The 12,288-nt window shown below is 44.7% G+C and carries 11 protein-coding genes; 10 read left to right on the top strand and 1 reads right to left on the bottom strand.

Annotation, left to right across the window (positions count from 1 at the left end; translation table 11 throughout):
• The gene (gene rpsT / locus AAHT65_RS20185) at positions 1–267 is read right to left on the bottom strand and encodes a 30S ribosomal protein S20 (protein WP_003325396.1); all 267 of its coding nucleotides are present in this window, start codon (positions 265–267) and stop codon (positions 1–3) included.
• A 204-nt stretch (positions 268–471) separates the two neighbouring features.
• Between rpsT and gpr the strand changes: the two genes are divergently transcribed.
• The 10 genes from gpr to prmA all read left to right on the top strand — a co-directional run bounded on the left by gpr (position 472) and on the right by prmA (position 12,272).
• A complete protein-coding gene (gene gpr / locus AAHT65_RS20180) occupies positions 472–1,575 on the top strand; it encodes a GPR endopeptidase (protein WP_327853718.1) in 1,104 nt (367 codons plus the stop codon).
• 66 nt (positions 1,576–1,641) lie between these two features.
• The gene (spoIIP, locus tag AAHT65_RS20175; RefSeq protein WP_010789251.1) at positions 1,642–2,850 is read left to right on the top strand and encodes a stage II sporulation protein P; all 1,209 of its coding nucleotides are present in this window, start codon (positions 1,642–1,644) and stop codon (positions 2,848–2,850) included.
• Between the two features lie 18 nt (positions 2,851–2,868).
• Entirely contained in the window at positions 2,869–3,207 is a 339-nt protein-coding gene (locus AAHT65_RS20170) for a YqxA family protein (protein WP_004429433.1), read from the top strand.
• Between the two features lie 133 nt (positions 3,208–3,340).
• A complete protein-coding gene (gene lepA, locus AAHT65_RS20165) occupies positions 3,341–5,176 on the top strand; it encodes a translation elongation factor 4 (protein WP_106270959.1) in 1,836 nt (611 codons plus the stop codon).
• 56 nt (positions 5,177–5,232) lie between these two features.
• The gene (gene hemW / locus AAHT65_RS20160) at positions 5,233–6,372 is read left to right on the top strand and encodes a radical SAM family heme chaperone HemW (protein WP_106046765.1); all 1,140 of its coding nucleotides are present in this window, start codon (positions 5,233–5,235) and stop codon (positions 6,370–6,372) included.
• 80 nt (positions 6,373–6,452) lie between these two features.
• The gene (hrcA, locus tag AAHT65_RS20155; RefSeq protein WP_004429439.1) at positions 6,453–7,484 is read left to right on the top strand and encodes a heat-inducible transcriptional repressor HrcA; all 1,032 of its coding nucleotides are present in this window, start codon (positions 6,453–6,455) and stop codon (positions 7,482–7,484) included.
• Positions 7,485–7,556: 72 nt separating this feature from the next.
• Positions 7,557–8,120, top strand: a complete 564-nt coding sequence (grpE, locus tag AAHT65_RS20150) for a nucleotide exchange factor GrpE (protein WP_343310720.1) — start codon at positions 7,557–7,559, stop codon at positions 8,118–8,120.
• A 23-nt stretch (positions 8,121–8,143) separates the two neighbouring features.
• Entirely contained in the window at positions 8,144–9,985 is a 1,842-nt protein-coding gene (dnaK, locus tag AAHT65_RS20145; RefSeq protein WP_010789248.1) for a molecular chaperone DnaK, read from the top strand.
• A gap of 196 nt (positions 9,986–10,181) precedes the next feature.
• Entirely contained in the window at positions 10,182–11,312 is a 1,131-nt protein-coding gene (gene dnaJ, locus AAHT65_RS20140; RefSeq protein WP_010789247.1) for a molecular chaperone DnaJ, read from the top strand.
• 24 nt (positions 11,313–11,336) lie between these two features.
• Positions 11,337–12,272, top strand: a complete 936-nt coding sequence (gene prmA / locus AAHT65_RS20135; RefSeq protein ID WP_004429453.1) for a 50S ribosomal protein L11 methyltransferase — start codon at positions 11,337–11,339, stop codon at positions 12,270–12,272.
• The last annotated feature ends 16 nt before the right edge of the window (positions 12,273–12,288 follow it).

Genomic DNA, 12,288 nt, shown 5'->3' with positions numbered 1-12,288 from the left:
TTATGCAGAAAGTCCGTTCACTTTTTTAGCTAAGCTTGATTTGTATCGAGCTGCGGCATTTTTGTGTACAAGACCTGTTTTCACTGCTTTATCAATACGTTTAGCTGCTTCAGAAAGAGCAGTTTTCGCTTTGTCAGCTTCGTTGTTAGCAACTGAAGCTTCCACTTGTTTGATTGCAGTACGCATAGCAGATTTGATTGTCGCGTTATGAGCGCGGCGTTCGTTATTAGTTTTTGTACGTTTAATCGCTGATTTAATGTTTGGCATGTGTTTCACCTCCTAAGATACAACCTGTAGCACAGTGTCTTAAGGTTAAATCTTCTTCACAATAGAACAAATTGTATTCTATCAAACACATCTTTAGATTGCAATATAAATGTAAAGTATTTTTCGTTGAAGGCCCTCCGGCCGAATGTTTTGTTTTACAAATGGCAACAATACTTGTAATGAAAATTGGAGGAGGTCCTGACAGTGAAAAAGAGTGAGCTGGATGTGAATCAGTTTTTGATACGTACGGATTTGGCAGTGGAAACAAAGGAAGCCATGGCCGGCCAGGCTGCTCCGAAAAAAGAGATTCAAGGTTTCATCGAAAAGGAACACGATAAAGGCGGCATCAAAATCAGAACCGTTGATATTACAGAGGAAGGCGCGAAGCTTTCTGGGAAAAAACAGGGACGGTATTTAACCATTGAAGCCCAAGGAATCAGAGAGCATGATTCGGAAATGCAGGAGAAGGTGGTAGAGGTATTTGCGGAAGAATTCTCCTCATTCCTGAAAAATTTAAAGATCCCGAAGGATGCGAGCTGTTTAATCGTCGGCCTTGGAAACTGGAACGTTACCCCTGATGCTCTCGGTCCGAATGTCGTTGAAAATCTGTTAGTGACAAGGCATCTGTTTAAGCTTCAGCCGGAAAACGTGCAGGAAGGGTACAGGCCTGTCAGCGCGCTTGCACCCGGCGTAATGGGTTTAACGGGCATTGAAACAAGCGATATTATTCAAGGTGTCATCGAGCAGTCCAAGCCTGATTTTGTCATTGCCATTGATGCGCTTGCGGCTCGGGCGGTCGAAAGAGTCAATACGACGATTCAAATATCGGACACAGGGATCCATCCGGGGTCCGGAGTCGGCAATAAACGCAAGGAATTGAGTAATGACACACTCGGGATTCCGGTTATCGCGATCGGCGTTCCGACAGTGGTAGACGCGGTAACGATTGCGAGTGATACGGTAGATTACATATTGAAACATTTTGGCAGAGAAATGAAAGATGACAGTCCGTCAAGATCTCTTGTGCCGGCAGGGATGAGTTTTGGGAAAAAGAAAGTCCTTACTGAAGAGGACCTGCCCGATCCGGAACAGCGAAAATCGTTCCTCGGCATTGTCGGATCACTTGAAGAACAGGAGAAACGCCAGCTGATTCAAGAAGTTCTTTCGCCTCTCGGCCATAACTTAATGGTGACGCCAAAAGAAGTGGATACCTTTATTGATGATATGGCGAATGTTTTGGCAAACGGTTTAAACACCGCGCTCCATGAAAAAATTTCTCAAGATAACAAGGGGTCCTACAATCACTAAATTGTTCTACTTCCTCTAGCTTGTTCATAGAGTAATTACTAGACAAGCGTTGGAGGGATTCGAACAATGAGAAAAAAACGCAGAAACCGTCAAATTGTTGTAGCGGTGAACGGTGCGAATGCGGTTAAAGGCATTTTTTTGTTTATCGCAAGTCTATTAGTGATATTTATTTTATCTGGTGTGCTGACGTCTCTCCGTCCGGAACTCAGGCCCTCATCCAATTCCCTCTACGGATTTGCGGATGAATTGCCGGGAGACGTATTTGCACACTTGCTTCGGATGGAGAACCATTACTTCGCATCTGATCTTTCTGATACAGAGAGCAGCTCATTCCATCTTTCACGGCTTTCTTTAAAGTTGGCCACAAGCATCAATCTCGAAGATCCGCGGAGTTTTCTTGGCCGCGAGCTGCCCGGTTTTTCTCAATTCGATACAGAAATACTCGTTGCAGGACAAGGGACAGACTATACAAACATGCCGTCAGAATCTCCTCCGCCATCCGAAGTCATGCAGGAAGAGAAGGAAGCTAATCTTGCAGAGATTGAAAACCAGCAAACGAAAAAAGAAAATACAGAACAAGAACCGCCGAAACAGACAACGGGTGATCGAAAGGTTGTTTATATTTACCACACTCACAATACGGAATCCTATCTCCCTCTGCTGAAAGGAGAAACAAATCCCGACATGGCGCGTCATTCTAAAGCCAATGTGACGCTTGTCGGAGGGATGTTCGGCAAAGCGCTGGAAGCACAAGGGGTCGGCGCAACTGTTGATAAAACCGATATTCAGGCCAAGCTGAATAAAAAGGGCTTAAATTACGCGAGATCCTATGATGAATCAAGACCGGTCGTCAAAGAAGCGCTGACGAAAAATAAGAACCTGCAGTATATCATTGATATCCATAGAGACTCCAAACGCAAGAAAAATACTACGACAACGATCAAAGGGAAGAGCTATGCCCGGTTGGCGTTTGTCGTCGGCAAAAAAACCGCAAATTTTGAAGAAAACTATAAGCTTGCAAGTGAACTTCATAAACTGATGGAGAAAAAATATCCCGGCCTTAGCACGGGTGTTTTCTCAAAAGGCTCACCTGGCGATAATGGCGTATACAACCAAGACTTGAACGACAGAGCCCTGCTGCTCGAATTTGGCGGTGTTGATAATAATTTAGAAGAGCTGCAGCATACGGCGGATGCAACAGCCGATGTCTTCAGCGAACTATACTGGGATGCGGAGAAAGTAAATGCTGATTCTGGCGACAAGAAAAAACAATAAGAAATCAGGTGGTTCAAATTGATTGGATATGCCGGCAAGTGTCTGCTGATTGTCATCGTTATGTTTTTAGGCGTTTTGTTTGGCATGCAGCAGGCCAATAACGGAATGCTTGATATGAAAGGTTATCATGATCCCTCTTTAAAAGGCGCATTTACGCTTACAGACGGAGAAAACAATGAAAAAGAAGCATCCATTCTCGGCCAAACAGTGACAACGAAAGATTTGGAAGAGAAGCAAAAAGAACTGGAGCAGGTGGAATCGTTTAATGTTTTCTCAAAGACGGGAAAAGCACTTTCAGATACAGTGACAAACACAGCGCAAGCCGTTTATAACTGGATGCTTGAGTTAAGAGAGTAGAGTGAGAAAAAGAGAAAAGCGGCCCGGATAGGCAGGGAGCTTTTCTCTTTCTCGTTTTACATTGAATCTTTACAATCCTATTGATATAATCTAAGCTAGTGTATTTTGCGTTTAATAGTAGGAGTGATAGATTGTGACAGATAAAGAAAAGCGTTTAGAGAGGCAGTCGAGAATTCGGAATTTCTCCATTATCGCCCATATTGACCACGGTAAATCCACCTTAGCGGATCGGATTTTAGAAAAAACGTCGGCAATCACTCAACGAGAAATGAAAGAACAATTGCTTGATTCCATGGATCTTGAACGTGAACGGGGCATTACCATTAAATTAAACTCCGTTCAGCTGAAATACAAAGCAAAAGACGGTGAAGAATATATTTTTCACCTGATTGATACGCCGGGGCACGTCGATTTCACATATGAAGTGTCGCGAAGCCTTGCAGCCTGTGAGGGAGCGATACTTGTCGTTGACGCGGCTCAGGGAATCGAAGCCCAGACGCTGGCTAACGTCTACTTGGCGCTTGATAACGACCTTGAAATCCTTCCGGTCATCAATAAAATCGACCTTCCGAGCGCAGAGCCGGAACGCGTGCGGCAAGAAGTGGAAGAAGTTATCGGCCTTGACGCCTCAGAAGCTGTTCTCGCTTCTGCGAAAGCCGGAATCGGGATAGAGGAGATTTTAGAGCAGATCGTTGAAAAAGTGCCTGCTCCGACAGGCGATCCGGAAGCGCCGCTTAAAGCTCTTATTTTCGACTCTCTTTATGACGCTTACCGCGGTGTCGTGGCTTATATCAGAGTCGTTGAAGGAACGGTAAAGCCAGGGCAAAAAATTAGAATGATGGCAACGGGAAAAGAATTTGAAGTAACAGAAGTCGGCGTGTTCACCCCGAAAGCGACTCCGACCGATGAACTGACAGTCGGTGACGTAGGCTTTTTGACTGCGGCTATTAAAAACGTCGGAGACACCCGCGTCGGTGACACGATAACAAGCGCGGCCAATCAAGCTGCCGAAGCATTGCCTGGATATCGCAAGCTGAACCCGATGGTGTATTGCGGTTTGTATCCGATCGATACGGCCAAATACAACGATTTAAGGGAAGCTCTTGAAAAGCTTGAGCTGAATGACTCATCGCTTCAATATGAAGCAGAGACATCCCAAGCGCTTGGATTCGGTTTCCGCTGCGGATTTTTAGGTATGCTTCACATGGAAATCATTCAGGAGCGGATTGAGCGTGAGTTTAAAATCGACCTGATCACAACAGCACCGAGTGTTATATATGATGTGTATATGACAGACGGCGAAAAAGTGGTGGTTGATAATCCGTCAAATATGCCTGATCCTCAAAAGATTGAACGGATAGAAGAGCCGTATGTAAAAGCGACAATGATGGTGCCGAACGATTATGTCGGTGCAGTGATGGAGCTTTGCCAAGGAAAACGCGGCAATTTTATCGACATGCAATACTTAGACGCAAATCGCGTCAGCATTGTCTATGACATGCCATTAGCGGAAATCGTCTATGAGTTTTTTGACCAGCTTAAATCAAGCACAAAAGGCTACGCGTCCTTTGACTATGAACTGATCGGCTACAAACCGTCTCAACTTGTCAAAATGGACATTATGCTGAACGGCGAAAAAATCGACGCCCTTTCATTTATCGTGCATCGCGATTACGCGTACGAACGCGGAAAAGTAATTGTAGAAAAACTGAAAGAGCTCATTCCGCGCCAGCACTTTGAAGTACCGATTCAAGCGGCGATCGGCCAGAAAATCGTGGCACGCTCCACCATTAAAGCCATGCGTAAGAACGTATTGGCTAAATGTTACGGCGGAGACATCTCTCGAAAACGGAAACTTCTTGAAAAGCAAAAAGAAGGAAAACGCCGAATGAAGCAGGTCGGCTCTGTCGAAGTGCCGCAAGAAGCATTTATGGCGGTCCTCAAAATGGACGACAGTCCGAAAAAATAATAGAAGCCGCCGCAGTCCAGCACTGCGGCTTCTTTCTTTAAAAGAAGGTGGAACCATTGAAATCAGCGTATATTCATATCCCGTTTTGTGAGCATATTTGCCACTACTGTGATTTCAATAAATATTTTATTCAAAGTCAGCCTGTCGACGAGTACTTAAACTCGCTCGAGAAGGAAATGATAAATACAGTTGCGAAAACAGGACAGCCGAAGCTGGATACCATTTTTATAGGAGGCGGCACGCCGACCTCCCTGTCTGAAGCGCAGCTCGAAAAATTGATGGACATCGTTCATCGCGTGCTTAAGCCTTCAAGCCCTCTTCCGGAATTCGCAGTTGAAGCAAACCCGGATGATCTCTCAGCTGAGAAATTAAAGGTGTTGAAAGACGCGGGAGTCAACCGGCTGAGCTTTGGCGTCCAAACCTTTGAAGACGACTTGCTGAAAAAAATCGGAAGGGTGCACAAAAAGAAGGATGTTTTCACATCGTTTGAACGGGCGAGGGCGCTCGGTTTTGAGAACATCAGTCTTGATTTGATGTTCGGCCTGCCGGGGCAAACATTGGAGCATCTTGATCAGTCCCTGCAAACCGCTTTATCTTTGGATGCAGAGCATTATTCCGTATATTCGCTTATTGTAGAACCCAAAACCGTTTTTTATAACCTGATGCAAAAAGGGCGGCTGCATTTGCCGGCTCAAGATCAGGAAGCAGAAATGTATGAACTTGTGATGCGGCAAATGAGCGATGCAAATATCCATCAATATGAGATTAGCAACTTTGCAAAACCGGGGCTGGAATCAAAGCATAATCTGACGTATTGGAGCAATGAAGATTACTTCGGATTCGGAGCGGGTGCACACGGGTATATCAACGGGGTGCGGACAGTAAACGCCGGCCCGGTCAAACACTATATTGACCTTATCAACGAGAAAGGATTTCCTTACAGAGACACACATGAGGTGACGAAAGAGGAACAAATCGAAGAAGAGCTTTTTCTCGGCCTCAGAAAAACAGCCGGTGTCAGCAAAAAAAGATTCTTTGAGAAATACGGGTGTTCACTGGACGAACTGTTCGCCCATGTCCTGCGCGGCCTTTCAGATAAGGGTCTGATTCATAACACAGAAAGTTCCGTATCCCTGACCCATAATGGCAAATTGCTGGGGAACGAAGTTTTTGGCGCATTTTTGGGTGAGTTATAATTGACATTTTTCTAATGGTTTGTTACTTTTGATATACAATTAGCACTCGTTCATTGAGAGTGCTAACAGAGGTGATGATGATGTTAACCAATCGTCAGCTGCTGATTCTGCAGGTTATTATTAATGATTTTATCCAATCTGCACAGCCTGTAGGATCAAGAACTCTTTCGAAAAAAGATGAAATCACATTTAGCTCCGCAACAATCAGAAACGAGATGGCTGACTTGGAGGAACTGGGTTTTATCGAAAAAACTCATTCTTCCTCAGGGCGTGTTCCGTCAGAAAAAGGGTATCGGTACTATGTTGATCATTTACTGTCACCTGTCAAACTGACAAAGACAGACCTAAGCTTAATCCACTCGATTTTTAAAGAGAAAATTTTCGAGCTGGAGAAAACCGTTCAAAAATCGGCGCAAATTCTATCCGAGCTCACGAACTATACATCCATCGTACTCGGGCCAAAGCTGAGCGAGAATTATCTTAAACAGATTCAAATCGTTCCGATCCAGCCTGACAAGGCGGTAGCGATCCTTGTCACAAACACCGGGCATGTGGAAAACAAAACGATTAATTTCCCTGCTAAAATGGATCTGTCTGATATTGAAAAGCTGGTCAATATATTGAACGACCGATTAACCGGCGTTCCGATGGATGAGCTGAACGAGCGTATTTTTAAAGAAGTTGTCATGTATCTCAGACAGCATATCACCAATTATGACAATATACTTGATGCGCTGCGTTCTACATTTCATTCCACAAGCCACGTCGAAAAGTTGTTTTTCGGCGGCAAGATTAACATGCTGAACCAGCCGGAGTTTCATGACATTGCCAGAGTCAGATCGCTGCTTTCTTTAATTGAAAAAGAGCAGGATGTCTTGAGGCTGTTTCAATCGGCTGAAACGGGCATTTCCATTAAAATCGGGAAAGAAAACGATTATGAAGAGATGGAAAATTGCAGCCTGATTACTGCGACCTATACTGTAGATACAAAGCAAATAGGATCAATCGCAATCATCGGCCCGACCCGCATGGACTATTCCCGGGTTGTCAGCCTGCTGCAGCATGTGACTTCGGACTTGTCAAAAGCATTAACAACTTTGTATGATGAATAAGGGAATTTTGGCAAATTTTATCGAAGGGTGTATATAACCCTTCTCCTTTACACTTTGAGGGAGGTGAACACAATGTCAGAAGAAAAACAAACCACAGAACAAAATGAAGCAGAAGAACAAGAAGTGATGGAAGAACAAGCCGCAGCAGAAGAGCAGCAAGAAGAAACAAATGAAGGCGAACTTCTTCAAAATCAAATTAACGAACTGCAAGGTTTGCTGGATGAAAAGGAAAATAAAATTTTGCGTGTTCAAGCAGACTTTGAAAATTATAAACGACGCAGCCGTTTAGAAATGGAAGCGTCCCAGAAGTACCGTTCTCAAAACATCGTGACTGATTTGCTGCCGGCTCTTGACAGCTTTGAAAGAGCACTTCAGGTTGAAGCCGACAATGAACAGACGAAAAGTTTGCTCCAAGGAATGGAAATGGTCCACCGCCAGCTGGTAGAAGCCTTGAATAAAGAAGGCGTAGAAGCAATCGAAGCTGTCGGACAAGAGTTTGACCCGAACCTTCACCAGGCCGTTATGCAGGTTGAAGATGAAAACTACGGCTCAAACATCGTTGTAGAAGAAATGCAAAAAGGCTACAAGCTGAAGGATCGCGTTATCCGTCCTTCCATGGTAAAAGTAAATCAATAATTACATAGCAGGAGGTAATTCAAGTGAGTAAAGTAATCGGAATCGACTTAGGTACAACAAACTCATGTGTTGCAGTGCTTGAAGGCGGCGAGCCAAAAGTAATTGCAAACGCTGAAGGAAACCGCACAACTCCATCAGTTGTCGCGTTTAAAAACGGCGAACGCCAAGTAGGGGAAGTGGCAAAACGCCAATCTATCACAAACCCAAACACAATCATGTCTATCAAACGCCATATCGGGACTGATTATAAAGTAGATGTAGAAGGAAAAGACTACACACCTCAAGAGGTGTCAGCTATAATCCTTCAGCACCTTAAATCATACGCTGAAAGCTACCTTGGCGAAACGGTGTCAAAAGCTGTTATCACAGTACCGGCTTACTTCAATGACGCAGAACGCCAAGCAACAAAAGATGCTGGTAAAATTGCCGGACTTGAAGTAGAACGTATTATCAACGAGCCGACTGCTGCAGCACTTGCTTACGGCCTTGACAAAACAGATGAAGATCAGACAATCCTTGTATACGACCTTGGCGGCGGTACATTCGACGTGTCAATCCTTGAATTGGGCGACGGCGTTTTCGAAGTACGCTCAACTGCAGGTGACAACCGTCTTGGCGGAGACGATTTTGACCAAGTCATCATCGACCACCTTGTAGCTGAATTTAAAAAAGAAAACGGAATCGACCTTTCAAAAGACAAAATGGCGCTTCAGCGTTTAAAAGATGCTGCTGAAAAAGCGAAGAAAGATCTTTCAGGCGTTTCGTCTACTCAAATTTCTTTACCGTTTATCACAGCTGGAGAAGCAGGACCGCTTCACTTGGAGCTTACGCTTTCCCGTGCTAAATTCGAAGAGCTTTCTGCTCATTTAGTGGAACGCACAATGGGACCTGTACGTCAGTCGCTTCAAGATGCAGGCCTGTCTGCAAGCGAAATTGACAAAGTTATTCTTGTCGGCGGATCAACTCGTATCCCGGCTGTACAAGAAGCAATCAAGAAAGAAACAGGCAAAGAAGCTCATAAAGGCGTAAACCCTGATGAAGTGGTTGCTCTTGGCGCTGCCATTCAAGGCGGAGTTATCACTGGCGATGTAAAAGACGTTGTGCTTCTTGACGTTACACCGCTTTCTCTCGGTATTGAAACAATGGGCGGCGTGTTCACGAAACTGATCGACCGCAACACAACAATTCCGACAAGTAAGTCACAAGTGTTCTCAACTGCCGCTGACAACCAAACGGCTGTTGATATCCACGTTCTTCAAGGTGAGCGTCCAATGTCTGCGGACAACAAAACGCTAGGCCGCTTCCAGCTTTCTGACATTCCGCCGGCACCGCGCGGCGTACCGCAAATCGAAGTTTCTTTCGATATTGACAAAAACGGTATCGTAAATGTAAGAGCGAAAGATTTAGGAACAGGAAAAGAGCAAAACATCACAATCAAATCTTCTTCAGGTCTATCTGATGATGAGATCGAACGCATGGTAAAAGAAGCGGAAGAAAATGCTGACGCTGATGCGAAGAAAAAAGAAGAAATCGAAGTCCGCAACGAAGCCGATCAGCTTGTTTTCCAAACAGAGAAAACATTAAAAGATCTTGAAGGCAAAGTGGACGAAGAGCAAGTGAAAAAAGCGAACGATGCTAAAGAAGCATTGCAAGCTGCGATTGAGAAAAACGAATTTGAAGACATCAAAGCGAAAAAAGATGAGCTTCAAGCAATCGTTCAAGAGCTTTCCATGAAGCTTTATGAAGAGGCTGCAAAACAAGCGCAGCAAGCTGAAGGCGCAGGAAATGCAGAAGGAAAAGCGGATGACAATGTTGTAGATGCTGAGTACGAAGAAGTAAACGACGACGACCAAAACAAAAAATAAGTTTTTTCGGAAGCCCGTCCATCCGGCGGGCATCCAAAAGAACTGCTTTTCACAAACTGATTCAATGGTTAGAAAGTCAAAGTCAGGCATCTCTTGGCTTTGACTTTTTTTCTTGCCCGGGATAAAAGGAATTGAAAAAACACAATTCAAAGTGATACAATCTAATTTATGTGAGAAAATCGGGAGAGTGAACGAGATGAGTAAGCGTGATTACTATGAAGTGCTGGGAGTAAGTAAGAGCGCTTCAAAGGATGAAATCAAAAAGGCCTATCGAAAGCTTTCTAAAAAGTATCATCCTGATATTAATAAAGAAGCAGGATCAGATGAAAAGTTCAAAGAGGTTAAAGAAGCGTATGAAGCGCTGTCTGATGACCAGAAACGCGCGCAATACGATCAATTTGGGCATACTGACCCTAACCAAGGCTTTGGCGGCGGCGGTTTTGGCGGCGGCGGAGATTTCGGAGGCTTTGGCTTCGACGATATTTTCTCCAGTATTTTCGGCGGCGGAACAAGACGGAGAGACCCGAATGCACCGCGTCAGGGAGCGGATTTACAGTATACAATGACATTGTCATTTGAAGATGCGGTCTTTGGAAAAGAAACAATCATTGAGATCCCGCGCGAGGAAACTTGTGAAACGTGTAAAGGGTCAGGCGCAAAGCCGGGCACGCAGCCTGACACATGTTCACAGTGCGGCGGCTCCGGCCAATTAAATGTTGAGCAGAATACGCCGTTTGGAAAAGTTGTAAACAGACGAGTCTGCCATCATTGTGAAGGCACGGGAAAAATCATTAAGCATAAATGTGCGGACTGCGGCGGCGCCGGAAAAGTCAAAAAACGCAAGAAAATTAACATTACAATTCCGGCGGGTGTTGACGACGGCCAGCAGCTTCGGGTGCCGGGTCAAGGTGAACCGGGTGTAAACGGCGGACCGGCGGGAGATTTATTTGTCGTATTCCATGTGCGCGCGCATGAATTTTTCGAGCGTGACGGAGACGATATTTACTGCGAAATGCCATTAACTTTCGCGCAAGTCGCTCTTGGAGATGAAGTGGAAGTGCCGACGCTTCACGGGAAAGTGAAGTTGAAAATCCCGGCAGGAACACAAACCGGAACGAAATTCAGATTAAGAGGCAAAGGCGTACAAAATGTCAGAGGCTACGGTCAAGGCGACCAGCATATCGTCGTGCGTGTCGTGACACCGACCAATTTGACAGATAAACAAAAAGAGATTATCCGCGATTTTGCAGAAGTCAGCGGAAATCTGCCTGATGAGCAAGAAATGAGTTTTTTTGATAAAGTAAAGCGCGCATTTAAAGGCGAGTAAGATTGAATAGAGGAGTTGGTAGTTTTGAAATGGTCCGAAATCAGCATTCACACAACACATGAAGCGGTCGAACCTGTCTCAAATATATTGCATGAAGCTGGTGCAAGTGGAGTTGTGATAGAGGACCCGCTTGATTTAATCAAAGAACGTGAGAATGTGTACGGGGAAATCTACCAGCTCGACCCCAATGATTATCCCGACGAGGGTGTCATTGTTAAAGCATATTTGCCGATTAACAGCTTTCTTGGTGAAACCGTAGATGGAATCAAAGAAACGATTAACAACCTGCTGATTTATAATATTGATCTGGGCAGAAACACAATTACCATATCCGAAGTGAATGAAGAGGAATGGGCGACAGCCTGGAAAAAGTATTATCATCCTGTGAAAATATCTGAAAAGTTCACAATTGTACCGACGTGGGAGGAATATACACCGGTCCATACAGATGAGCTGATTATTGAAATGGACCCCGGAATGGCTTTTGGCACGGGGACACATCCGACGACCGTGCTTTGCATTCAGGCGCTCGAACGATTTGTGAAAAAAGGCGACCGTGTTATTGATGTCGGCACAGGGTCGGGGATTTTAAGTATTGGCGCTGCGATGCTTGGCGCTGAATCAGTGCATGCCTATGATCTCGATCCGGTGGCTGTTGAAAGCGCAAGGCTGAATCTTAAGTTGAATAAAGTCAGCGGGACGGCTGAAGTGAAGCAAAATAATTTGTTGGACGGAATTACAGGGGAGCATGATGTCATCGTCGCCAATATTTTGGCGGAGGTAATTCTCCGCTTTACTTCTGAAGCTTACGACCTTCTGAAAAACGGCGGACATTTCATCACATCGGGTATTATCGGCCAAAAAAAACAGGAAGTAAAAGATGCTTTAGAAAAAGCGGGCTTTACAATCGTAGAAATTCTGTCAATGGAAGATTGGGTCAGCATTATTGCGAAAAAATAAGAGTTAGTAGGTGTCA

This window comes from Bacillus atrophaeus (genome assembly GCF_039519175.1).
Lineage (GTDB): Bacteria > Bacillota > Bacilli > Bacillales > Bacillaceae > Bacillus > Bacillus atrophaeus.
Note: the sequence above shows the minus strand (reverse complement) of the source record. Positions and strands in the feature narration are given on the sequence as shown.

Coding starts and splice junctions, on each gene's coding strand:
- rpsT (WP_003325396.1), bottom strand. CDS start 267: ATGCCAAACATTAAATCAGCGATTAAACGTACAAAAACTAATAACGAA.
- spoIIP (WP_010789251.1), top strand. CDS start 1,642: ATGAGAAAAAAACGCAGAAACCGTCAAATTGTTGTAGCGGTGAACGGT.
- hrcA (WP_004429439.1), top strand. CDS start 6,453: ATGTTAACCAATCGTCAGCTGCTGATTCTGCAGGTTATTATTAATGAT.
- grpE (WP_343310720.1), top strand. CDS start 7,557: ATGTCAGAAGAAAAACAAACCACAGAACAAAATGAAGCAGAAGAACAA.
- dnaJ (WP_010789247.1), top strand. CDS start 10,182: ATGAGTAAGCGTGATTACTATGAAGTGCTGGGAGTAAGTAAGAGCGCT.